Source organism: Aquisalimonas sp. APHAB1-3, from assembly GCF_048323695.1.
Lineage (GTDB): Bacteria > Pseudomonadota > Gammaproteobacteria > Nitrococcales > Aquisalimonadaceae > Aquisalimonas.
Genome location: NZ_JBLWFT010000007.1, coordinates 19805 through 42728, shown reverse-complemented (window position 1 = coordinate 42728; position 22924 = coordinate 19805). Strand labels below are relative to the sequence as shown.

Genomic DNA, 22924 nt, shown 5'->3' with positions numbered 1-22924 from the left:
GGTCAGTCGCCGCGCCGGCCGGGTTCCGCGGGCACCGGAGCCAATGGCGGCTTGACGTCGGCGTTCTGGGCCCGGTGGCGCAGCGCATGGTCCATGAGCACCAGCGCCATCATCGCTTCGGCAATCGGCGTGGCACGAATGCCCACGCAGGGGTCATGACGTCCCTTGGTCACCACCTCCACCGGCTGGCCCTCGGTATTGATGGAACGGCCCGGCGTGACGATGCTGGACGTGGGCTTCAGGGCGATGGACGCCACCAGATCCTGCCCGGTGGAAATCCCCCCGAGCACCCCGCCGGCATTGTTGGCGAGAAAGCCATCCGGGGTAATCTCGTCCCGGTGCTCGGTGCCGCGCTGGGACACGGACGCGAAACCGGCACCGATCTCCACGCCCTTGACGGCGTTGATGCTCATCAACCCGTGGGCAAGATCGGCATCCAGGCGATCGAACACGGGCTCACCCCAGCCGGGCGGACAGCCTTCGGCCACCACCGTGACCCGGGCACCGACCGAATCCAGATCCTTGCGCAGGCGGACCATGTAATGCTCCAGCTCCTCGACCCGGCCCGGGTCGCCGCAGAAGAACGGGTTCTGGTCCACCGCCCCCCAGTCCTTCAGCCCCAGCTCGATGGGCCCGAGCTGGGAGAGGTAGCCACGGATGCGCACACCGAACCGCTCCACCAGCCACTTCTTGGCGATACCACCGGCGGCCACGCGCATGGCCGTCTCACGGGCCGAGGAACGGCCGCCACCGCGGTAGTCACGAACACCGTACTTCTGGGCGTAGGTGTAATCGGCATGGCCGGGCCGGAAGGTGGCCGCGATCTCGGAGTAGTCCTTGGATTTCTGGTCGGTGTTCTCGATCAGCAGGCCGATGGGCGTCCCCGTGGTGCGCCCCTCGAAGACACCCGAGAGGATACGGACCTGGTCCGGCTCCCTGCGCTGGGTGGTATAGCGGGAGGTGCCGGGCCGGCGGCGATCCAGGTCGCGCTGAAGGTCGGCTTCGGTCAGGGCCAGCCCCGGGGGGCAGCCGTCCACCACGGCGCCCAGTGCGGGGCCGTGGCTCTCACCGAAGGTCGTGAGCTGAAAGATCTTTCCGAAGGTATTACCAGACATGGCGCATCCGTTACTGGTTGTGCTGGTGAGGGGCAGGCGCCCCGAACAGGCCTTCACAGGCACGCAGGTCCTGCGCGGTCATGGCGAAGACACCGTGTCCGCCGCGTTCGAACTCGATCCAGACCACTGGCGCCTGCGGCCAGAGCGCCTCGACCGCCTCGGCGCTGTTGCCCACTTCCACCACGAGCAGGCCGTCCTCCGCCAGCCAGTGGTGCGCTTCCGCCAGAATCCGCCGTACCACATCCAGGCCATCGTCGCCGGCCGCCAGCCCCAGGCGGGGCTCATGCCGATACTCCGGGGGCAGTTGGGCCATGTCGCCGGCGTCCACATACGGCGGGTTGGCGACGATCAGCTCGTAGCATTCACCACGGGGCAGCCCATCGAAGGCATCGGCCCGGTGCAGACGCACCCAGTCCTGGAGCTGATGACGCTGCACGTTGATACGGGCGACCTCCAGGGCCTCCTCCGAGACATCCGACGCATCGACCACGGCGTGGTCGAAGGCCAGCGCGCAGGCGATGGCAATGCAACCGCTGCCGGTGCCCATATCCAGCACACGCTCAACCCGGTCCGGGTCCAGCCACGGCGCGAAGCCGGTCTCGATCAGCTCGGCGATAGGCGAGCGCGGCACCAGCACGCGATTGTCCACGTAAAACGGCAGCCCGGCGAACCAGGCCTCGCGGGTCAGATAAGGCAGCGGCAGACGCTCGTCGATCCGGCGCTTGGCGCGCTCGAGAATCGCCCGGCCCTCACTGGGCGTCACCCGCGCCTGCCAGAGGTCATCGTCGATTACCGGCGGGAGATGCACGCTGTGCAGCACCAGGGCCGCCGCCTCGTCCAGGGCGTTGTCGGTCCCGTGCCCGAACACCAGCCCCGCCTCGCGGAAACGGCTGGCGGACCAGCGCACGTAATCACGCAGCGTCCGCAGGTAGCTGAGCGGTTCGTCGAGATCGAGCATGGGCGGGCTCCATTGCAATACCGTCGAGCCCGCAATCATAACTGATCCGCTCCTGGCCTTGCCTCCGGATTGAACTGATTGCTGCCCACGCGCATCCAATCACTGACAGCCGTTCCCTTCCATCCGAGGCTATGACAGAATTCCGCGCCATGAACAGACTCCGCACAACTGCTTTCACGCTCGCGGCCATCGCCGCCGCAGGGGTTGCCTTGGCGGGAGGGATGTATGCCGCCACCACCCTGATCAACCCGGCGACGCTGGCGAATGATGACCTGAGCGCGACCTATCTCGAGAACAGCCGCGAGATCACCGATTTCCGGCTGGTGGACCACTCCGGCGAGCCGTTCGACAATGCCGATCTTCAGGGCCAATGGACGCTGCTGTTCTTCGGCTTCACCCACTGCCCGGACATCTGCCCCATGACGCTGGCCGAGCTAAGTCGGGTCCACGCAATGCTCGAGGACGAAGGCAGGGGAGACAACGTGCGCACGGTGTTCGTGACGGTTGACCCGGCGCGCGACACGCCGGAGCGCCTGGAGGCCTACGTCACCAATTTCCGCGACGATTTCCGGGGCGTCACCGGAGCGCTTGACGACATTGACGTGCTCGCGCGCGACATGGGTATAGCCCACATCAGGCACGACGAAGAAGGCGGCACGGACTACGCGGTGGACCACGGCGCGTCGGTCCTGCTGGTTAACCCCGATGGTCGGTTCCAGGCCATGTTCGGCTCGCCCCACCGGGCGCCGGAGATCGTCGAAGACCTCAAGACCATCGTCGACTTCCATGGCTCATCCTGAAACGGGCAACGGGCGCTCCGGGCCGGCTCCGGAGCGCCACCTCGAGGGCCGGCCATCGTTGGCCGACCGGCTGAAGTCCCTGCCCCTCTACCCGCTGCCCCACCACGCCGTGTCGCGCCTGATCCACCGGCTGACGCGCGTGCGGGCGGCCTGGTTCCGCAAGCCGCTGACGCGGCTGTTCATCCGCCATTTCGGCGTGGACATGAGCGAAGCAATGACGCCGGACGCGGGCGCATTCCCCGATTTCAACAGCTTCTTCACGCGCCCGCTGAAGCCCGACGCGCGGCCCATGCCGGCGGAAGACCATGCGGTATGCGCACCGGCCGACGGCGCCCTGAGCGCCATGGGCCGTATTGATGACGACAGCCTGATCCAGGCCAAGGGACAGCATTACTCCCTGACCGACCTCCTCGGTGGCGTACCGGACCGCGCGGCGCCGTTCCGGCACGGCAGTTTCGCCACCATCTACCTGTCGCCACGGGATTACCACCGCGTCCACATGCCAATCACTGGCTCACTGCGGGAAATGGTGCACGTACCGGGACGGTTGTTCAGCGTCGGCCGCCACACGGTGAGAAGCGTTCCGGCCCTGTTTGCACGCAACGAGCGTGTCGCCTGCCTGTTCGACACCGCGGTGGGGCCAATGGCCATGGTGCTGGTGGGCGCCATCAACGTGGCGAGCATCGAAACCGTGTGGGCGGGGGAAGTCACCCCGCCAAGGGGCCGGCGCGTACGCAGCTGGCGCTACGACGAGCAACCTCCACGCCTGGAACGGGGCGCGGAGATGGGCCGCTTCAACATGGGGTCCACGGTCATCGTGCTTTTCCCACAGGACACCGTGCGCTGGGACGCGGCACTGACGGCCGACGCACCGCTCCGGGTCCGCCAGGCAATGGCCTGGGAGACCCACTCCCGCTGACATCGCAGGCGACGGACACGGCCCGGCGCCGTATCCGCCCTACCGGCACTGCCTCAGCCGGCGGCATCCAGCCCGGCGCTGTAACCGGCGCTCTCGATACCCGCAACCGCACAGGCCTGATCCTCGGGCGAGGCGTCACCGCTGACACCCACGGCGCCGATAATCCGGCTGCCCTCGTCAAGCACCAGCACGCCACCGGGAACCGGCACGAACTCGCCTCCGGACGCCGTGGCCACGCTGGCGAGAAACGCGTCCCGCCCCTGGTTGCGCTCACCCACGACGCCGCTGCCAATTCCGATACCGAGCGCCGCACCCGCCTTGCCACGAGCGACCTCCACGCGCATATTGCCGGATCCGTCCTCGCGGTCCAGGGAAACGATGTGTCCTCCGGCATCCAGAGCCACTACGGTCAGGGGCTGCAGGCCTCGGCGGCGGCCTTCCGCGAGACTACCGGCGATGATTGCCCGCGCCTTCTCCAGCGGCAGGGTGACAGTCATCTTGAAAACGTCTGCTGGCATCGTCTTGCTCCTCGGGATTGCAATGTTAATGAGGGGAATAGTCGGGCTGGCGCACCGCCCCGGTCGCCACAAGCGCCTATGGCACCAGATCCTGCCGGGAAACACCAGCGTCGCCGGTCGACAGGCCCCGCGGCTTCATGGACACTGGCGACGTGCCGGAGTCCAGTGCTCCATCACGCTGTATCCACCAATTCAGAACAAGGACGCGTACGCATGACTTTTCTGCACAACGACGATGTGGGCAAACTGCTGCTTCGCCTGACGCTCGGGCTGCTCATGCTGCCCCATGGCATCGCCAAGCTGATTGGCGGCGTCGGTGGCATCCAGGGCATGCTGGCGGGCGCCGGCCTCCCCGAGTTCCTGGCTTTCGGGGTCTACATCGGCGAAGTGGTCGCGCCGCTGATGATCATTGCCGGCTGGTTCTGCGGTATCGGCGCCCTGTTGATCGTCATCAACATGCTATTCGCCATCTTCCTTGCCCATTCCCACGAGATCTTCATGCTGAGCCAGCACGGGGGCTGGGCCATTGAGCTGCAGGCATTCTTCCTGTTCACCGCCGTGGTGCTGCTGTTCACCGGCCCGGGCCGGATCGGCATGAACCGCTCCTGAGCACCAGTATCGTCATGGCGGGGTACCGCGGCCCTGCCATGACGTGTGCATCTTACCTATCACCGCTGCCCCCGGCCCGGGCCTGGGCCTGCGCTTTGGCGGCATGACTGCGGATCCAGATACTCAGGGGGAAACGGGCGATCAACAGCACGATCGCGGCCCAGAACCCCCACGCAAAGCCGGCAACACCAGCGGCCGGCGCCTCCCAGTTGAGCACGATTCCGAGCACCAGGGGAATCAACCCCAGCACGATCATCATGTCCACCACCAGCACATTGCCCCAGCCCACGCGATCCGCCGCGATCATGAGCACTGCGGCCAGCGCCAGCACGCCGAGAATCACCAGGGTCGCCATGCCCCAGGCCCCGCTGATGTCCATCAACGTGAGAAGCTGGCCGTCGCCGACTTCCAGAAACGGCGCATGGAGCAGCGCGATGGCCACACCCGCCAGCAGGGCGTGCAGCAAGGGCAGACGGCGATCCGGCTGCGGCGGAGGTGTCGTCTCATTGTGTTCGCTCATGTCTGTTTCATGTCCCTACCGTGATCCGGCGAGCATTCTGCCACACTCCGCGCGGCATCTTCCGCCATGGAAGCCGCACCGGTATCCTCGAGTCGAAGACACGTACCCCCCTCCAGGGAGGCGCCATGGATTACACCGCCTACCGCCATGCCCTGCATGCAGCCCTTGCCGGCAGCGAGCTCCCCTTTACCGCGGATGAACTGGACCGGCGTGAGGCGAAAGTCCGGGAGGCCATGGCCCGGCGCGGCCTCGACGCCCTGCTCGTCACTGCACCCGCGGATATCCACTACCTCACCGGCTACAGCACCTTCGAGGTTTCGGTGCACGCCTGCCTGGTTCTCGGCCGCGGCTACGCGGCGCTTCAGGTGCCATCCATCGAGACCGGCCCGGCGGTGGTGTGCACGCGTGTCAGCGATCTCATGGGCTACCGATGGGAAGACGCGGGCGGCCCCCTGCCCGATCTGATCGACCTGCTGCAGGGCAGCGGCGATATCGGTTACGACCCCTGGCAGCCCGGACTCCGTCCCGGTCTGCTGGATGGCCTGCGCGCGGCGCTGCCGGGCAGCCGATTCCACGACGCCGCCGACCTGCTGCCGCCGATTCGCCGGGTCAAGAGCGCAGCGGAGCTCACGCTCCTCCGGGCCAGCGCCCGCATCACCGCCACTGGGCTGGACGCCGCCGAGGCGGCCATCGGTCCCGGCGCCAGCGACAGCGCCGTCGCCGCCGCCGGGGCGCAGGCCATGCTTGCGGCGGGCAGCGAGTTCATGAGCATGCAGCCCATTGTCACCACGGGCGTGCGCAGCAGCGTTATTCACACCAACCACAACGGGTGCCGCATCGACGCGGGGGACCCCGTGTTTATGGAATTCGGCGCCTGCGTGCGCCGCTACACCGCGCCGATGATGCGGACCCGGATCTGCGACGGGCGGGCCGACGGCGACATGGCACGTATCCATGACCACTGCCGGGCCCTCTACGAGGCGCTGGTGGACGGCATGCGGCCCGGCTACACCTTCGACGACGCCGCCGCGGCCGCCGACCGGGCACTCGCGCCGATCGCGGACCAGGCGTTCTTCTCCGGGGTCTACGGCTACACCGTCGGCGCCGGTTTCCCGCCGTCCTGGGTGGAAGGATCCGGATTCATCGCCCGCGGCAAGGATGCGCTGTTCCGGGAGAACATGGTGTTCCACCTGCCCCTGTGCCTGCGCCTGCCCGGCCGCTGGGGCATCGGCATGAGCGAGACCGTGCGGGTGACGGCTGACGGACCGGCGGAGCCGCTCACGACCAACACGTGGAGTCTCGACTGAGAGGCGGGCAAGCTCGGCCACGTTCAGCTTTTCGGCCCCATTCGTGTATGATTCGCCCCTGATCGCAGCCAGGGAACGCATAACGAATGAGCACGCGGGCCCAACGTCCGGAGCTGGCGGTGCTGATTTCCTTTTCCGGTGACGGTGGCGTTGAGCGCATGGTCCTCAACCTGCTTCGCCGTTTTCCGGAACTCGGCTGCCCGACGGACCTGCTCACCCTCAAGACCGAAGGCGGCCATTTTCGCGCCGTACCGGACTCCGTCCGCCACGTGCCGCTGGGCACGAGACACGCGAGCACTTCCGTTCCGGCTTTGGTGAAGTATCTGCGCCGCGAGCGCCCGCGCGCCCTGCTTGCCGCAAAGGACCGCGCCGGCCGCGCCGCCCTGCTGGCCCGCCGGCTGGCCGGCGTCGACACCCGTGTGTACGTCCGGCTCGGCAACACCCTGTCGGCCTCTCTCGCCGGGGCACCGGCACTGAAGCGCTGGGCGCGCTACGCGCCGATCCGGCGCCTGTACCCCTGGGCAGACGGCCTCATCGCTGTCTCCGACGGCGTCGCCACCGATGTTCATGAGACGAGCGGCGTCGCCCGCGAGCGCATCCACGTGGTTCGCAACCCGGTGCTGACCGACACCATCGAGGATCTGGCGCAGGAGACAGTGGATCACCCGTGGCTGTCCACGGAACGTGAAGAACCGGTCATACTGGCCATGGGACGCCTCACGAAACAGAAGGACTTCCCGACCCTGCTGCGGGCGTTCGCGACGCTGCAGGCCAGTCGTCACGCGCGCCTGATCATACTGGGCGAAGGCCCGGACCGGGACGCGCTGGAGGAGCAGGCGCAGCAGCTCGGGCTCGCGGACCGCATCAGCATGCCCGGGTTTCAGGACAACCCCTATCCCTGGCTGCGGCAGGCGGATCTGTTCACGCTGAGTTCCGCCTGGGAAGGGTCGCCGAATGCGCTGACGGAAGCGCTGGCACTGGGGTGCCCGAGCGTCTCCACCGACTGCCCGAGCGGCCCCAGAGAGATCCTGGATGGCGGCCGCTACGGCCCGCTGGTGCCGGTTGGCGACGCCGAGGCCATGGCGGCGGCCATGGATACCTCCCTGCGCGCGCCGCTGCCCGGCGACACGCTGCGCGAAGCGGTTGCCGGCTATCGGGACATGGCGAGCGCCAGCGCCTACCTGCGGGTCATGGCGCTGCGCGACGAGACAACGACGACGCCGGCAGGCTGACGGCGACATTGCCCCGGGGTGGTGGCACACTCAAGGGTTATGGTTCGCACCCGGCGTCGACAGGAGATTTTGAATCATTCAGGAGGACACTGACGTGACTTTCAGCCTTGAGCAGCACGGGATCTCAGTCGAGACCGTATTACGCAACGCCGCCCCGGCACGGCTCTACGAGGAGGCGCTGGCGCACGAGCCCGGCAGCGCCATCTCCGCCACGGGCGCACTGATCGCCCAGTCCGGCGCCAAGACCGGCCGCAGCCCCGGAGACAAACGGGTCGTGGAGAACCCGGAAATCATGGACGATGTGTGGTGGGGCAAGGTGAACATCGGGCTCGAGGATGAGAGCTTCGGCCGCCTGCGCACCCAGGCGCGCGAACATCTGTCGCAGCATGACCGCCTCTACGTGGTGGATGGTTACGCGGGCTGGGACCCGGAGTACCGGGTAAAGATCCGGGTCATCTGCGAACGCGCCTACCACGCCCTGTTCATGCACAACATGCTGATCCGGCCGACACGTGATGAACTGGCCGACTTCGGCGATCCGGATTATGTCATCTACAACGCCGGCCGCGCCGACGCGGACACCCGCATTGAGGGTGTCTCCTCCGACACTAGCGTCAGCCTGTGCCTGCAGGCCGGCGAAATGGTCATCCTCGGCACAGAGTACGCCGGCGAGATGAAAAAGGGCGTGTTCACCATCATGAACTACATCATGCCGCGCCAGGGCGTGCTCTCCATGCATTGCTCGGCGAACGAGGGCCATGAGGGCGACGTGTCCGTCTTCTTCGGCCTGTCCGGCACGGGCAAGACCACGCTCTCCGCCGACCCGCGCCGCCGCCTCATCGGTGATGACGAGCACTGCTGGTCCGACAGCGGCGTGTCCAACATCGAAGGCGGCTGCTACGCCAAGGTCATCGACCTGGATCCGCGCGCGGAGCCGGAAATCTTCAACGCCATCCGTTTCGGGGCCGTGCTGGAGAACGTGGTCCACGACCCGGTCTCCCGGCAGGTGGACTACCATGACAACGCCCTCACCGAGAATACCCGGTGCTCTTACCCGGTGGAGTTCATCGACAACGCCAAGATCCCGTGCGTCGGCGGAACGCCGAGTAATATCATCTTCCTGACCTGCGACGCCTTCAGCGTGCTGCCGCCCGTGAGCCGGCTGTCGCCGGCGCAGGCCATGTACCATTTCATCAGCGGCTACACCGCGAAGGTTGCGGGGACCGAGATGGGGGTCACCGAGCCGGAGGCGACGTTCTCCGCCTGCTTCGGCGCGCCGTTCCTGGTCTGGCATCCGACCCAGTACGCCGATCTGCTGGCGGAGCGGATCCGCAACAGCGGCGCGACGGTCTGGCTCGTGAACACGGGCTGGACGGGAGGCCCCTACGGCCAGGGCCAGCGCATGAGCATCTCCCATACCCGCGCCATCATCGACGCGATCCATGACGGCTCCCTCGCCGAAGCCGACACGGCGGAAGATCCGGTGTTCGGAATGGCCGTGCCGACGTCCTGCCCCAGCGTGCCGTCAGAGGTCCTGGTCCCGGAGAAGACCTGGGACGATCCCGACGCGTACCGGGACATGGCGGCCCACTTGGCACGGCTGTTCCACGAGAACTTCCAGGCCTACGCCGATCAGGCCAGCGAGGAATTGCTGAACGCCGCACCGAGAATCCCCGACAGCGGCGGCAAGACCCGTTCCGGCACCGCCTGAGGCGCGGCGCCCCCCGGCCGTCCGCTGCAGGGCGCCGGGGGTCGCCCTAACGGTTGAATTCCGCTCCATATCCCCCCACGTCCTCAGACACACTCGGAAACGCGCAACTGAAGGAGGCCCCTCATGGCCGAGCCTCGCATTCTCATGATCGTCACCAGTGCCGACACCATGCCGTCGGGCAAGACCACCGGGCTCTGGCTTGAAGAGTTTGCCGTCCCGTACCAGGCCTTCATCGAGGCCGGTGCAAGGGTCACCGTTGCCAGCCCGAAGGGCGGCCAGTGCCCGATCGACCCGCGCAGCGCCCCGGACGATGAACAGCAGCGCGCATGGCAGGACGCCTCGGCGGAGCTCGCCAGCACCCGGCCGCTGTGCGACATCAGCGCGGCGGACTACGACGCCGTCTTCCTGCCGGGTGGCCACGGCACCATGTTCGACCTGCCGGACAACACCGACCTGATCGCACTGCTGGACGCCTTCGCCGCGGACGACAAGGTCATTGCCGCCGTCTGCCACGGCCCGGCCGGCTTGGTCGGCGTCACCGGCAAGGACGGCAAACCGCTGGTTGCCGGGCGCCGGGTGGCGGTATTCACTGACGAGGAAGAGCGAGCCGTCGAGCTGGATCAGGACGTGCCGTTCCTGCTGGAGACCCGGATCCGCGAGCTGGGAGCCGACGTGGACCCCAGACCCGCCTTCCAGGAGCACGCCCTGCGGGACGGCAAACTGGTCACCGGCCAGAACCCGCCCTCCAGTGCCCTGACGGCGAAACTCACTCTGGAAGCACTGAACAGCTGATCAATCGGCGGCCACGGACGGCCGCCGCAGCGTCTGCTGCAGCACCAGCCCGGTCACGATCAGGGTCAGTCCCGCCAGGGTCGAGAGCATGATCGCCTCGCCCACCAGTATGCGGATGAATACCAGCGACAGGAACGGCGACAGGAAGATCAGGTTGCCGATGCGCGCCACGCTGCGCGTGAGCCGCATGGCGCCAAGCCAGAGCGCGAACGCAAGCCCCATCTCGAAAACACCGACATAGGCCGCCCCCCAAAGCCCCTGCCACTGGTCCAGCGCCATGCCGGTGGTCAACCAGCACGCAACCACCACGACCGGCGCGGCCACGGCAAAATTGCTGAACAACGCCACCAGCGGCGGCCGCCGGTCGCGCGCCGAACCAATCCAGTAGAGCGCCCAGAGCACCGTGCTGCCAAGCGCCAGCATGACGCCCACGGGATTGGCGAAGTCCATGCCGAACACATCACCACGGGTGGCAATGACCCAGACGCCGGCGTAGGCGATCAAACCTCCGATCACGTCCCAGCGCTGCAACCGCTGCCGCAGCAGGGGGATGGACAGCAGCGCCAGCGTGAACGCCCAGGTGTAGTTGAGCGGCTGCGCCTCCTGAGCAGGCAGGCGGTCATACGCCTCGAACAGCACCACGTAATAGAGAAACGGATTGCACACGCCCAGCAGCACCGAACGGCCCCAGTCCGCCCGGGCCGACTGAAGCAGGTCCGGCAGCTGGCCGCTCGCGACCATCAGCACCCCGAGCGTGACAAGCGACACAAGGGTCGCCCACGCCAGCAGCTGAATCGGCGCCATGTACTCCAGCGAGAGCTTGAACGCGCTGGCCACCGTGGACCACAACAGGACGGCACCGAGCGCCAGCAGCGTGGCGCGGGTCTCGTCAGCCAAGCGCACCTCCCTTTGCCGCCGTGATGAAATGACCGTGCAATCCGGCCCCGTTCCCCGTTACCTTGACGGGGAGCGACACACAGCACAATGGCGGCAGACCCATGAGTGACCGTAGACAGCTTCTAATCGTGGCGCATGCGCCCTCACCGAACACACGCAAACTGGTGGACGCCGTGCTCCGCGGCGCCCGACACCCGGACGTGGAGAGCGTGGACAGCCGGCATGTCCCGCCCCTTGAGGCAGGCCCCGACGACGTACTCGGTGCCCACGCCATCATTCTCGGCACCACCGAGAACCTGGGTTACATGAGCGGCGCGCTCAAGGACTTCTTCGACCGCATCTACTACCCATGCCTGGAGGAAACCCAGGGGCTGCCTTACGCGCTCTACGTGCGCGCCGGCCGGGACGGCACCGGCACCCGCCGGGCGGTGGAGAGCATCACCACGGGCCTGCGCTGGCAACCCGCCCAGGACCCGTTGATCTGCCGCGGTGACTTCCACGAGCAGTTCGTTACCGACTGCGAGGAGCTGGGCCTCTACATGGCCGCCAGCCTGGATGCCGGCATTCTCTGACGCCACCCGCGGGCGCAACGACCGTGTTACCGTTGCTCTCCCCCCCGGACAACAGAGGGACGCCCGTGGAAATTCCCGCTTTCGAGCTGCAACTGCCATTCGAATCCGGCGTCGAGCCCCCGATGATCGGCGAGGAACCGGCGTGGTGGTTCGTCTTCCAGGACAGCAACCTGGTGCTGGAGCGCATCGACGAACGCCGGGTACGACCGCTGTTCCAGCGCCAGGACCCACGCCCCGATAGCGCGGCCCCGGAAGCGGCCCACTTCCTCGGGCGTCTCGACGGCATTCCCTGCTATGCCGCCGACCTGAAGGGCGGGCTGCCGGACACCACATGGATCGCCCGCGGCCTGTTCGTGCTCCATCACCGCATGGATGCCGACCTGTTTCTGCTGGCCGGGCGCGCGTTCCAGGTTCTGGAGTGGGACCGCAAGCACCGCTATTGCGGCCGCTGCGGCACACCGACGGAACGGGCCACCACCCAGCGGGCACGGATCTGCCCGAACTGCGAATTCACCCAGTTTCCCCGCCTCACCCCGGCCATGATGGTGCTGGTGCGTCGCGGCCGGCAGCTGCTGCTTGCCCATGCGCCACGCTACCCGGACGGCTTCTACAGCGTCCTCGCGGGGTTCACGGAGCCCGGGGAGACGCTGGAGGCGTGTGTCCGCCGCGAGGTGCGTGAGGAGGTGGGCCTGGACGTGACGAACATCCGCTATTTCGCCTCCCAGTCCTGGCCGTTTCCCCATTCACTGATGGTGGCCTACATCGCCGACTGGGCCGGCGGCGAGATCTGCATCGACGACGACGAAATCACTCATGCGGACTGGTTCGACCCGGACAACCTGCCCGATGTACCCGGCGAGATGTCCATTGCCGGCCACCTGATCCGCTGGTTCGTGGAGGAGCACCGGTAACAACCCGCGATCAGCTGCGCAGCATGTACTCCTGAAAGCCGCTGCGCAGCAGCACCGAGCGCTCCACGCGCCAGTCGGGCATCAGCCGCTGCAGCTCACCACTGCTGTGCCGCGGCGGTTTGCGCCCCGGGTCATCTGTCGGCGCCGCGGACCGCCGGAAGCCCTCGTTCTCCAGCCGGTACCCGACGGGTGACGACGGAATGCTGGACACGCCGTAGCCAACGATCGCGTGCAGCGCCGCCCCGGGACTCACCAGTGCCCGCAGATGCGACGCCAGATACCGGATCGCGTTGGCATCAAGATAATCGAGCAGATCCCAGCAGAGTATGAGATCGGTGCCGCCAAACAGCCGTTCCGGCAGTATCGCCTGAAGCCGCTCCATGGCCTCCCCGCGACCATCAACGCCGTTGATGGCGACGAGGTCCGTCAGCGCATCACCGATACCCAGCCTGCAGCGGAACGATGAGAAGAACGCGACGTTGGCCGAGCGCGGCGGACCGATATCCAGCACGATGACACGCTCGCCCGCCTCCGCGGCGCCCATCCACTCCTGGAACAGCGGTGCCGCGAACGGGGGATCAGAAGCCACAGAAGTGGTCGGCCCGGCTCTCCGGACGTCAGCCATGGAATCAAGCCTGTCAAAAACCGGGGCCGGGCACGGCAACGCGTGACAGACGCAGAGATGCCCGCCCCGCGCATGCCGTGCGGCCCACAGCAACCAATAATACGTCGTTCAGGGAAGTCTAGCTGCTACTACCGGCGCCACGCGCACCCGACGCCTTTGCCGCCTGCTCGCCACCCGTCTGCTTGCCGCTCTCGACCTGACTCGATCCGCTGGTGCCGCTCTTGCCGCCGTTATCCGCCTTGGCGGACTCCGACTTGTCCGAGCCGCTGGTGGCGGACGATGTACTGTCTTTCGATGCAGCAGGGGATGCACCACCACTCGCAGCTGCACCGCGCGGCTTGGTCCCCAGCGCCGCCTCCACGGCCGCCGGATCCATTTCGATGGCGCCCTTGAACCACGCGCCGTCGTCCAGACTCACGCGTGGCGCGGTGATGTTCCCCTTCACGCGGGCGGAGCTCCGAATCACCACTCGCTCCGAGCCGTAGAGATCCCCTTCGACGACGCCTTCCACGTTGACCACGTTCGCAAACAGGTCTGCCTCCACCCGGCCGTTGGGGCCGATGGTAAGCGAGTGATCCTGCAACTGGACGTTACCGGTGACATGCCCCTCGATCATGAGGTCTTCTTCGCCCTTCAGCGTCCCGTCGATATGGATCGACGGCCCGACCACGGCAGCCTCCCGCCGACGCACTCCGCCACCAGCCGCAGCGCCTTCCCGCGCGGGTTCCTGGGCGCGCTTGGGCTCGAATTCCGGTTCCGCTGCGGCCTCGCGTTCGGTGCCAGCCCCGCGCTTACCAATATCAAACATGGCCATGCCATCCCCTCCAGAAGTCGGTCGCATTACGTTTGAGCCGGCCGTATTTTCGCCAGCGTGCGCGCTATCCTACGCTCCCGGCTGACCGCAGGTAACTGTATCCTGACAGCGACACTCCCGTTCTCCGTATAGCCCGCGCGTGGCAACGGGTTCACCCCACCGGCAAAGTGTGCTTGCATCTAACCGCCAGCACATCAATCAGAACCCAGACACGGGAGCCCATCATGGAAAGCCTCAGACATTACCGCCGCCTCTGCGCCCTGCCCCTGATTCTCATGCTCGCGCTAAGCGGCCTGTTCGCCCAGACGGCCAGCGCCGGCATCGTCGGCACCGAGACGATGATCAGCGCCGACGCGCCGAGCGAGCAGGAACGACTGCAGTCCATGATCGAGCGCGATGATGTGCAGGAGCAACTGATTGCGCGCGGCGTTGACCCGGCGGATGCCATGGAGCGGGCGGCGAACCTGTCCGATGCCGAAGCGGCCGAGATGAATGCCCAAATCGACAATCTGCCGGCCGGCAGCGGCACCGTCACCATTCTTCTGGTGATCATTCTGCTCCTGCTGATTCTGCGATGAACGCGGTTCGGCTGCTGCTGCTGACGGGCGCCCTGATCGTGCTGGCCGGCTGTGCCGGCAGCCCGTCGCCGCAGCACGCCGAACTGGACGGCGACCCGGGCGATACCGCCCACGAGCGGGAACTCACCCACGTGCCGTTCCACCCCCAGGACGCCTATCAGTGCGGCCCCGCCGCGCTGGCGACGGTGATGAACGTCGCCGGGGTGGATGTGAACCCGGACACCCTCAAACCACAGGTATACCTCCCGGAGCGCCGCGGCACCCTGCAGCCGGAACTGGTTGCTGCCACCCGCCTCTACGGGCTCGTGGGGCATGCGGGCGAACATACCTTCGCGGACCTGCTGCACGAAGTGGATGCCGGCAACCCGGTGCTGGTCCTGCAGAACCTCGGGCTGGACCGATTTCCAATCTGGCATTACGCCGTGGTGATCGGCTTCGACCGCGTAGACCAGACCGTGATCCTGCGCTCCGGCACCACAGAGCGCGAGGTCATCTCGTTTGACCGTTTCGAGGCCACCTGGCGACGGGGTGACTACTGGGCCATGACCGTTCATGCACCCGGGGCGATGCCCGCCACCGCCGATGAAGGCACTTATCTGCGCGCCGTTACGGCCCTGGAAGGTCGCAACCCCGAAGCCGCCAGGGAAGCCTATGCGGCTGCAACCGAGCGCTGGCCCGACCACCCCGTGCCCCATGTGGGCCTTGGCAATATTGCCTACGGCGCCGAACGCTTCGACACCGCCGCCGCACACTACCGGGACGCGATCACCCGGGCGCCGGAGTCGCCGGCGGCGCATCACAACCTGGCGTGGTCACTGCTGCGCCTGGAGCAGCGTGAGGAAGCACTGCACCATGCTCGCCGCGCCGCAGCTCTGGCCGAAACGGGCCAATCCCAGTACTTTGGAGCGCTGGAAGCGCTGGTCCGGCGTTAGCGACTGCAGGAGTCCCCCATGGCACAACTGGAATGGTTCTTCGACGTCATCTGCCCACAGGCGCACCTGGCTGCCTCCCGGGTGGAGTCACTGGCGCGGGAGACCGGACACGACCTGGTGCTTCGCCCCGTCTCGCTGGCGCACCTCTACGAAGCCCAGGGGCTGCCCCTGCAGCCGGAAGCCGACTGGGCAGAGAACAAACGCCATCGTCACGATCACGACGTCCTGCGCCAGGCGGAGCTGGCCGGGCTCCGCCTGCGGGGCGATCTGCACCGGCCGGTGCGGGAAAGCGAAGCCGCCCAGCGCCTGCTGGCCGGCACGTCGCCGACACAGCGGTCCGGCGTCATGCACGCTCTGTTCAACGCGGCCTGGGAGCGCGGCAAGGCCCTGGACGACACCGGCCTCCTGCGCCGTATCGCCGAAGAGCACGGCCTGGCGTCGGCGCTGATCGACGCCGACGCCAGCGCCTCCGCGCTCGCCGCCAACACCGACGAGGCGCTGTCACGCGGCGTGTTCGGCGTGCCGACGGTAGCGTTCGGTGAACAGCTCTGGTGGGGGGCTGACCGGCTGGACTTCGTCGCCCGGGCGATGGGCGGTTCGGCGGCGACCGCGCCCCGGCAGCCGGACGGCCACCGGCGGCGGCTGGAGGTCTTCCACGACTTCTCCAGCCCGTTTTCCTACCTGGCCTGCACCCAGGTGGCTCGCCTGGCGCAGGAGCACGATGCCGAACTCGTCTGGCGGCCCATGCTCCTGGGTGCGCTGTTCAAGTCCATCGGCACGCCCATGATGCCCATCCGTGCCATGAGCGAGAACCGTCAGGCGTGGGGACTGCGGGACATGCAGCGGTGGGCAACGCACTGGGACGTGCCCTTCCGGTTCACCAGTCATTTCCCGCTCAACACCGTGCTTGCGCTCCGGGTCTCCGCCGTGGCGCCGGATCTGATCCAGCCGCTGTACCGCGCGGCCTGGGCGGACAACCGCAACCTCAGCGAGCAGGAGACGGTGGCGGCCATCGTCCGCGAGGCGGGGATGGATCCCGAGGACCTCTTCGCCCGCGCCACCGCCGAGGAGACCAAGGCACTGATCAAGACCAACACCCAACAGGCCGAGGCCCTGGGCGCCTGCGGCGCGCCAACGCTGGTGGTGGACGGACGGCTGGTCTTCTGGGGGCAGGACCGGCTCGACATGGTCGCCCGGGCCCTGGACGGCTGGGTCCCGGCCGTGGACGGCGGCGCCGATGACCGTTGAGCGCGCGAGTCTGCAGCCATGGGGCACAGCCACATGAGCGGTCCCCTTGCCGGCATCCGGGTGGTCGACCTCACGGCCATGGTCTCCGGCCCGCTGGCAACCATGATACTTGCCGACCAGGGTGCGGAGGTCATCAAGGTGGAGAATCCCGCCGGTGGTGATTACACCCGCCTGGCCGCCAATCAGCGCAGCGGCTTCTCCGCCAGCTTCCTGAACAACAATCGCAACAAGCGCTCGCTCACACTGAACCTGAAAACGGACGCGGGCCTGGCGGCAGTGCAACGACTGGCAACCGGGGCCGACGTGTTCATCCAGAACTTCCGCCCCGGGGTCATCGAGCGCATGGGGCTGGACGAAGCGACCCTGCGCGCATCGAACCCCGGCCTGGTCTACGCCTCCATCAGTGGCTTCGGCGATGCCGGGCCGTATGCCGCCAAACCCGTCTACGATCCGCTGGTCCAGGCACTCTCGGGGCTCGCCAGCGTCCAGGGCGGCAGCGACAGCGTGCGCCCGCAACTGGTCCGGACCATTCTCCCGGACAAGCTCACCGGCATGACCACGGCCCAGGCCGTCACCGCCGCCCTGCTCCACAGGGCGCAAACGGGTGAAGGCCAGCACGTGCGGGTTTCCATGCTCGGCGCCGTCCTGGCCTTTCTGTGGGGATCGGACATGGGCAGTCAGACGTTCGTGGGCGACGAACTGCCCCAGGCGGAAGCCGCGAGTTTCATCGACCTCATCTACGCCACCGCCGACGGCTACATCAGCGTGGCCGTGCAGACCGACCGCGAGTGGCAGGCGCTGACGCGGGCACTGGATCGCCCGGAGTGGCTCACCGACCCGCGTTTCCTGACACCGGCACTGCGCCAGGAGCACATTGATGAGCGCCTGCAGCTAACTCAGGACGCGCTCTACGCCCGCACCGCGGAAACCTGGCTGGAGCGCCTGGAGCGCGAAGGGGTGCCGTGCGCGCCCGTGCTCACGCGCAACCAGGTCATCCACCACCCCCAGGTCAGCGCCAAGGCCCTGGTGCTGGAGTCGGATCACCCGGCGGCCGGCACACTGCGACAGGCGGCGCCGGCGGCAACGTTCTCGCGCTCACCCGCGGGCATCCGCCACGGCGCCCCGGCCCTGGGCCAGGACACCGACGCCATCCTGGCCGACCTGGGATACAGTGAAGACGAACGGCGCCGCCTCCGCGAGACCGGCGTCACCGCGCCCGGAGAGAGAACCCCATGATCGACTTCTACTACTGGCCCACGCCGAACGGCTGGAAGATCGGCATGATGCTGGAGGAATGCGGCCTGCCCTACCGCATGGTGCCGATCAACATCGGCCGCGGCGAGCAGTTCACACCGGAGTTCCTGGCCATCAGCCCCAACAACCGCATGCCGGCCATCGTTGACCATGACGTCAGCGGCGAGCCGGTGCCGGTGTTCGAATCCGGCGCCATTCTCGTCTACCTGGCGGAGAAGACGGGGCGCTTCATGCCCACCGATGCCATCGGCCGCAAGGAAGCGCTGGAGTGGCTGTTCTGGCAGGTGGGCAATATCGGCCCCATGGCCGGGCAGCTCAGCCATTTCGTGAACTATGCGCCGGCGGGCCAGGACTACGCCCACACCCGCTACGCCAACGAGTACAACCGCTGCCTGGGTGTTCTGGAGCGGCGCCTGGAGACGCGGGAGTACATACTGGGGGAGTACTCCGTTGCCGACATGGCCACCTGGCCCTGGGTCCTGATCGCGAAACCGCTGGGCGACAGCCTGGAGGCCTTCCCCAACGTTCGGCGCTGGCGCCAGACCATCAAGGAGCGTGCGCCAGTGCAACGGGCGGTGGACCTGGGCAGCGAATACCGTCGCCAGGCGCCACCGGACGACCGCGAGCGGGAAATCCTGTTCAACCAACGGGCGCGGTGACGCCCGCTCAGTATCCCGGCGGTGCCTCGAAGCCGCCGGTCACCGCCTCAACGAAACGGGCGAACGCCAGGGACGTGGCGTCCTCCAGATAGGGGCCGATGATCTGCACACCTACCGGAAGCCCGGCCCGGGTGCGCGCGACCGGCACCACCGTCGAGGGCAGATGCACCACGCCGGCCAGCCCGGCCCAGGTCAGCACGTCCATGTAGGGGCGGTCCACGCCGTTGATGGGCAGGCGGCGCTCGGCCATGGGCTGACCGTGGTCGTGGGCAAAGGGCGGCGTATGGATGGCGGGGGCCAGCATGACGTCGAACGAGCCGAAGAAGGCCTGCCACGCCGCACGCATGTGGAGCCGTTTCTCGTTGGTGCGCAGCCACTGGGCATGGCGCTGGGTCGCGCCACGGGCAAAGCGCGCCGGATAGCCGGCATCGTCCGGGCCGGCGCCATCGGCCTGGGCCAGCATGCTCGAGAAGACCTTCTCCGGCAGACCGCCGCTCATGGTGCCGGTCAACAGCTGATAGTAGGTATCGTGAGACCGGGCGAGATCGATGCCGGCGGGCCGAGCCATGGTATCGACCTTCGTGCCCTCCCCCCGGAGACGCTCCACTAGCGCCTCCAGCAGCGCCACGACCTCCGCATCTACCGGACAGCCGGGATCATCCAGCCATGCGGCCACGCGGAAGTCGCGGCCGTGGCCATGCCGGGACGGCGGCAGTTCCACCCGCCAGCCCGTGGCCTGCTCCGGATCCGGCCCCAGCAGCAGGCCCATGGCCAGATCGAGATCATCCACCGTGCGGGCCAGCGGCCCGGCGACACTGATATCCGCCGCCGACAACGACCCCGGTGGGCCGGGGATATGGCCGCGCATGGAGACAATGCCGTAACTCGGCTTGTGGCCGCACACGCCGCAGAAACTCGCTGGCGTGCGGATGGAGCCACCGATGTCACTACCCAGTTCCAGAGGCGTCAACCCGGCCGCCACCGCGGCCGCCGCCCCCCCGGAAGAACCGCCGGGGGTGCGATCCGGGTTCCAGGGATTCACGGTGGTCCCGTAGATGTCGTTGTAGGTCTGCAGATCACCGGCAAACAGCGGCACGTTGGTCTTGCCGTGGATCACCGCGCCGGCGTTCAGCAGCCGCTGCACGGCCAAGGCGCTGTGCTCCGACCGGTACTCCCGCAACGAAGGTGACCCGGCGGTGGTGGGCATGCCAGCCACCTCGTAGGTCTCTTTCACCGTCATGGGCACGCCGTGCAATGGCCCCCAACGCTCGCCGCGCGCCAGAGCGGCATCGGCCTCGCGTGCCCGCTGCCGGGCGGCGCCCACGTCCGTCACCACCACCGCGTTCAGCGGCGGATTGCACGCATCATGGCGCGCCAGCAGGTGCTCCAGCAGAGCCTCCGAGCCGATCTCCCCTTCGCGGATCATCAGCGCCAGCCGCGCCGTGGAGTGGTATGCCAGATCCATTGCGATCTCCTCCTCTCGCCCACGGACCGGTAGCCTGTAGACTGTGCGTTCGGTCAACCTTCCCACACCTTTCTCGATGCCGCCAGCAACCCGACTAAAACGACCCCCATGGCGCCGCCTGGACGGCACAACAGTGTTCTTCCTGGCGCTCGCGGCCATGGCGGGCGCAGCCACGTGGTGGCAGCACGGCACCGCCGTGTTCAGTGACACACTGCAGCAGGCTCTGGGCCTGATGGTGTGGATCGTTCCCGTTCTCGTCGGCGCCCTGCTCGTTGGCGCCTATGTGCAACGGCTGATCCCGCGCACGACCATGGAGCACTGGCTGGGCGGCCGCAGCGGACTGCGCGGCCTCACCGTCGCCACCGTTGCCGGTGCGATCACGCCGGGCGGCCCCTTCACCGCCTTCCCACTGGTGGTCGGACTCCACCGGGCCGGCGCCTCGACCGAGGTCTGCGTTGCCTACCTGACGGCCTGGTCGGTGCTTGGCCTGAACCGGGTGCTGGTGTGGGAGCTGCCGTTTCTCGGTGTGGATTTCGTCGCCCTGCGGCTGCTGGTGTCGCTGCCGCTGCCCTTTCTGGCCGGGTTCGCCACCCGGCTGATCCTCCGCCGGGTGCAGCCATGATGACGGTGGTGGCCTACGGCACCGTGGCCCTGCTCCTGGCAGCGGCCTTCGCTGCGGCTCACCGCCGTGGCACCATTCGCCACCGGGACGTGGCCCATGACGGCTGGATCCAGCTGCAACCGCTGCTGATGCGGCTGCCGCCTGCGCTACTTGCCGGCGTCTTTCTCGCCGCTCTGATACCGGAGCAGCAGATGGTTGCCGTGCTGGGCGATGCGTCCGGCATCCGCGGCATCCTGCTGGCCACCCTGATCGGCGGAATCATGCCCGGCGGGCCGATGATCGTCTTTCCGCTGGCACTGGCGCTAATCGACGCCGGCATCGGCGTGGCACAGATGATCACGCTGATCACTGCCTGGTCCGTGCTCGCGTTTCACCGCGTGCTGGTCTTCGAGGCACCCATGATGGGCTGGCGCTTCGTCGTGCTGCGTACACTGGCCTGCCTGCCGGTGCCGCTCGCCGCCGGACTGCTCACCGAAATCATCCGTACGGGAACGCCATGACCACAGAGGACCTCACACGCCATGGTCTCGGGCGCACCCTGTTCACCATGACCTGGCCCATGCTGTTCGGGGTGGTGTCGCTGCTCGGTTTCCAGCTGGTGGACAGCGCCTTCATCGCGCAGCTTGGCGTCGACCCATTGGCCGCGCTGGCGTTCACCCTGCCCATGCAGCAGCTGATCATTGGCTTTCAGGTGGGGCTCGGTATCGCCACCACGGCGATCATATCGCGCACCCTGGGTGCCGGCGACGCCGCCCTGGCCCGGCGCCAGGGCGGTCTGGTGGTCGTCTCCGGCGCCATCGCCGTCGCTGCGCTGTGCCTGCTGCTGTGGGTGCTGCGCGAACCGCTGGTCACTCTGCTCGGCGCCGACGCCGATCTGCTGCCACTGATCCGAACGTTCTGGATTCCGTGGCTGCTGAGCGCCTGGTGCGGTGCGGTGCTCTACTTCGGCTACAGTGTGATGCGCGCTCACGGAGACACCCGCACGCCGGGGCTGTGGATGGTAATCACCAGCCTGGCGAACCTGGCCCTGGACCCTCTGTTCATCTTCGTCTTTGGCTGGGGGTTGCCCGGTGCGGCGTGGGCCACGGTGACGGCGTTCACCCTCGGCATCGCCGTCATCTATCCGGCACTGTTGCGGCGCCATCTGATGCACTTCGACCTGCTGGCGATCAACCCAGCCCCCGCCTTGCGTCAGCTGGCCGGTATCACCGGACCGGCCATGGTCAGCCAGCTGATGCCCCCGGTCTCGGCCATGCTGGCAACGTCGCTGGTGGCCGGTTTCGGCTCCAGCGCCGTCGCCGCGTGGGGCCTGGGTACCCGCCTGGAGTTCTTCTCCATTGTCGTGGTGCTGGCGCTGACCATGTCCATGCCGCCCATGATCGGGCGGTTCCTTGGTGCGGGGGAGCTGCACCACGTACGCAGCCTGGTCCGCATCGCCGTACGCTTCGTTCTGATCTGGCAGCTCGCCATCGCCGTGCTCTGGCTGCTGCTGTCCGGGGTCCTGACGGGGCTCGTGAGCAGCGATGGCGAGGTGGCGGCGGCGCTCAACGACTACCTGCTGCGGGTGCCGCTGAGTTACGGCGCCTTGGGGGTCTGCATGCTGATGGTATCGGTATGCAACGCCCTGGGTCTGCCCATGCGAGCCCTGGCCATATCGGTTGCGCGGCTGTTCCTGTGTTACCTGCCCCTGCTCTGGCTCGGCGCCTGGCTAATGGGTCTCACTGGCGTGTTCAACGGCGCCCTCGCGGGGAACCTGGCCGCCGGGCTGCTGTCATGGACATTGTATCAGCAGGGGATGGCCCTTCTTGAGCAGCGCCGTGAACAAGCGGCGACGCCGGGCTGCTGACCGACCGGCGGGTTTGGATC

Annotated in this window: 25 protein-coding genes; 17 read left to right on the top strand and 8 right to left on the bottom strand. The window is 67.6% G+C overall.

The window, feature by feature from the left end:
* Positions 1-2: 2 nt before the first annotated feature.
* Both aroC and prmB read right to left on the bottom strand, forming a co-directional pair.
* Positions 3-1115, bottom strand: coding sequence for a chorismate synthase (aroC, locus tag ACNSTU_RS11520; RefSeq protein WP_290632964.1), 1113 nt, complete (start codon positions 1113-1115; stop codon positions 3-5).
* Between the two features lie 10 nt (positions 1116-1125).
* Positions 1126-2073 (bottom strand): 50S ribosomal protein L3 N(5)-glutamine methyltransferase, encoded by a 948-nt coding sequence (prmB, locus tag ACNSTU_RS11515; protein ID WP_290632962.1) that lies wholly within the window; start codon positions 2071-2073, stop codon positions 1126-1128.
* Positions 2074-2222: 149 nt separating this feature from the next.
* On the opposite strand from prmB, the gene ACNSTU_RS11510 reads away from it, so the two are divergent.
* Together ACNSTU_RS11510 and asd are read left to right on the top strand one after the other, a co-directional pair.
* The gene (locus ACNSTU_RS11510) at positions 2223-2873 is read left to right on the top strand and encodes an SCO family protein (protein ID WP_290632960.1); all 651 of its coding nucleotides are present in this window, start codon (positions 2223-2225) and stop codon (positions 2871-2873) included.
* Positions 2860-3792, top strand: coding sequence for an archaetidylserine decarboxylase (gene asd, locus ACNSTU_RS11505; RefSeq protein ID WP_290632958.1), 933 nt, complete (start codon positions 2860-2862; stop codon positions 3790-3792). The genes ACNSTU_RS11510 and asd overlap by 14 nt, the downstream gene beginning before the upstream one ends.
* Positions 3793-3845: 53 nt before the next feature.
* On the opposite strand, the gene ACNSTU_RS11500 is transcribed toward asd, so the two are convergent.
* Complete coding sequence (locus ACNSTU_RS11500) at positions 3846-4310, bottom strand: GlcG/HbpS family heme-binding protein (protein ID WP_290632956.1); 465 nt, start codon at positions 4308-4310, stop codon at positions 3846-3848.
* A 213-nt stretch (positions 4311-4523) separates the two neighbouring features.
* Here ACNSTU_RS11500 and ACNSTU_RS11495 point away from each other — a divergent pair, with 213 nt between their 5' ends.
* The gene (locus ACNSTU_RS11495) at positions 4524-4919 is read left to right on the top strand and encodes a DoxX family protein (RefSeq protein ID WP_290632954.1); all 396 of its coding nucleotides are present in this window, start codon (positions 4524-4526) and stop codon (positions 4917-4919) included.
* Between the two features lie 52 nt (positions 4920-4971).
* Here ACNSTU_RS11495 and ACNSTU_RS11490 read toward each other — a convergent pair whose 3' ends face one another.
* On the bottom strand, positions 4972-5439 hold the full coding sequence (locus ACNSTU_RS11490; RefSeq protein ID WP_290632952.1) for a hypothetical protein: 468 nt from the start codon (positions 5437-5439) through the stop codon (positions 4972-4974).
* Positions 5440-5564: 125 nt separating this feature from the next.
* Here ACNSTU_RS11490 and ACNSTU_RS11485 point away from each other — a divergent pair, with 125 nt between their 5' ends.
* The 4 genes from ACNSTU_RS11485 (at position 5565) to ACNSTU_RS11470 (ending at position 10481) form a co-directional block, all read left to right on the top strand.
* On the top strand, positions 5565-6746 hold the full coding sequence (locus ACNSTU_RS11485; protein ID WP_290632950.1) for a M24 family metallopeptidase: 1182 nt from the start codon (positions 5565-5567) through the stop codon (positions 6744-6746).
* An 86-nt stretch (positions 6747-6832) separates the two neighbouring features.
* Entirely contained in the window at positions 6833-7978 is a 1146-nt protein-coding gene (locus tag ACNSTU_RS11480) for a glycosyltransferase (protein ID WP_290632948.1), read from the top strand.
* A 94-nt stretch (positions 7979-8072) separates the two neighbouring features.
* Positions 8073-9689, top strand: a complete 1617-nt coding sequence (gene pckA / locus ACNSTU_RS11475) for a phosphoenolpyruvate carboxykinase (ATP) (RefSeq protein WP_290632946.1) — start codon at positions 8073-8075, stop codon at positions 9687-9689.
* 123 nt (positions 9690-9812) lie between these two features.
* Positions 9813-10481: a type 1 glutamine amidotransferase domain-containing protein gene (locus tag ACNSTU_RS11470; RefSeq protein WP_290632944.1), complete on the top strand. Its 669-nt coding sequence runs from the start codon at positions 9813-9815 to the stop codon at positions 10479-10481.
* Here the strand turns inward: ACNSTU_RS11470 and ACNSTU_RS11465 are convergent, their stop codons facing one another.
* Positions 10482-11378, bottom strand: a complete 897-nt coding sequence (locus tag ACNSTU_RS11465) for a DMT family transporter (RefSeq protein ID WP_290636900.1) — start codon at positions 11376-11378, stop codon at positions 10482-10484.
* Between the two features lie 101 nt (positions 11379-11479).
* On the opposite strand from ACNSTU_RS11465, the gene ACNSTU_RS11460 reads away from it, so the two are divergent.
* Together ACNSTU_RS11460 and nudC are read left to right on the top strand one after the other, a co-directional pair.
* Positions 11480-11950 carry a flavodoxin family protein gene (locus ACNSTU_RS11460; RefSeq protein WP_290632940.1) on the top strand — a complete coding sequence of 157 codons (471 nt, stop codon included), beginning with the start codon at positions 11480-11482 and terminating at the stop codon, positions 11948-11950.
* 65 nt (positions 11951-12015) lie between these two features.
* Positions 12016-12861 carry an NAD(+) diphosphatase gene (gene nudC, locus ACNSTU_RS11455; RefSeq protein ID WP_290636899.1) on the top strand — a complete coding sequence of 282 codons (846 nt, stop codon included), beginning with the start codon at positions 12016-12018 and terminating at the stop codon, positions 12859-12861.
* Positions 12862-12871: 10 nt separating this feature from the next.
* Here the strand turns inward: nudC and ACNSTU_RS11450 are convergent, their stop codons facing one another.
* Together ACNSTU_RS11450 and ACNSTU_RS11445 are read right to left on the bottom strand one after the other, a co-directional pair.
* A complete protein-coding gene (locus ACNSTU_RS11450) occupies positions 12872-13450 on the bottom strand; it encodes a hypothetical protein (protein WP_290632936.1) in 579 nt (192 codons plus the stop codon).
* A gap of 154 nt (positions 13451-13604) precedes the next feature.
* Positions 13605-14300 (bottom strand): bactofilin family protein, encoded by a 696-nt coding sequence (locus ACNSTU_RS11445; protein ID WP_290632934.1) that lies wholly within the window; start codon positions 14298-14300, stop codon positions 13605-13607.
* 224 nt (positions 14301-14524) lie between these two features.
* Here ACNSTU_RS11445 and ACNSTU_RS11440 point away from each other — a divergent pair, with 224 nt between their 5' ends.
* Genes ACNSTU_RS11440 through ACNSTU_RS11420 form a run of 5 tightly spaced genes read left to right on the top strand, consistent with a single transcriptional unit; the run spans position 14525 to position 18971 of the window.
* The gene (locus ACNSTU_RS11440; protein WP_290632932.1) at positions 14525-14878 is read left to right on the top strand and encodes a PA2779 family protein; all 354 of its coding nucleotides are present in this window, start codon (positions 14525-14527) and stop codon (positions 14876-14878) included.
* Entirely contained in the window at positions 14875-15810 is a 936-nt protein-coding gene (locus tag ACNSTU_RS11435) for a PA2778 family cysteine peptidase (RefSeq protein WP_418212385.1), read from the top strand. Before ACNSTU_RS11440 ends, ACNSTU_RS11435 begins: the two co-directional genes overlap by 4 nt.
* Before the next feature lie 18 nt (positions 15811-15828).
* Positions 15829-17058 (top strand): DsbA family protein, encoded by a 1230-nt coding sequence (locus ACNSTU_RS11430; RefSeq protein WP_418212384.1) that lies wholly within the window; start codon positions 15829-15831, stop codon positions 17056-17058.
* 33 nt (positions 17059-17091) lie between these two features.
* Positions 17092-18294, top strand: coding sequence for a CaiB/BaiF CoA transferase family protein (locus ACNSTU_RS11425; protein ID WP_290636896.1), 1203 nt, complete (start codon positions 17092-17094; stop codon positions 18292-18294).
* Entirely contained in the window at positions 18291-18971 is a 681-nt protein-coding gene (locus ACNSTU_RS11420; RefSeq protein WP_290632924.1) for a glutathione S-transferase N-terminal domain-containing protein, read from the top strand. The genes ACNSTU_RS11425 and ACNSTU_RS11420 overlap by 4 nt, the downstream gene beginning before the upstream one ends.
* Before the next feature lie 7 nt (positions 18972-18978).
* On the opposite strand, the gene ACNSTU_RS11415 is transcribed toward ACNSTU_RS11420, so the two are convergent.
* A complete protein-coding gene (locus ACNSTU_RS11415; protein ID WP_290632922.1) occupies positions 18979-20436 on the bottom strand; it encodes an amidase in 1458 nt (485 codons plus the stop codon).
* Positions 20437-20569: 133 nt separating this feature from the next.
* On the opposite strand from ACNSTU_RS11415, the gene ACNSTU_RS11410 reads away from it, so the two are divergent.
* From ACNSTU_RS11410 to ACNSTU_RS11400, 3 genes are read left to right on the top strand one after another with little or no spacing between them, the layout of a single operon-like run.
* Positions 20570-21058, top strand: a complete 489-nt coding sequence (locus tag ACNSTU_RS11410) for a permease (RefSeq protein WP_290636895.1) — start codon at positions 20570-20572, stop codon at positions 21056-21058.
* Entirely contained in the window at positions 21055-21558 is a 504-nt protein-coding gene (locus tag ACNSTU_RS11405; RefSeq protein WP_290632918.1) for a hypothetical protein, read from the top strand. The genes ACNSTU_RS11410 and ACNSTU_RS11405 overlap by 4 nt, the downstream gene beginning before the upstream one ends.
* On the top strand, positions 21555-22904 hold the full coding sequence (locus ACNSTU_RS11400) for an MATE family efflux transporter (RefSeq protein WP_290632916.1): 1350 nt from the start codon (positions 21555-21557) through the stop codon (positions 22902-22904). The genes ACNSTU_RS11405 and ACNSTU_RS11400 overlap by 4 nt, the downstream gene beginning before the upstream one ends.
* Positions 22905-22924 lie beyond the last annotated feature (20 nt).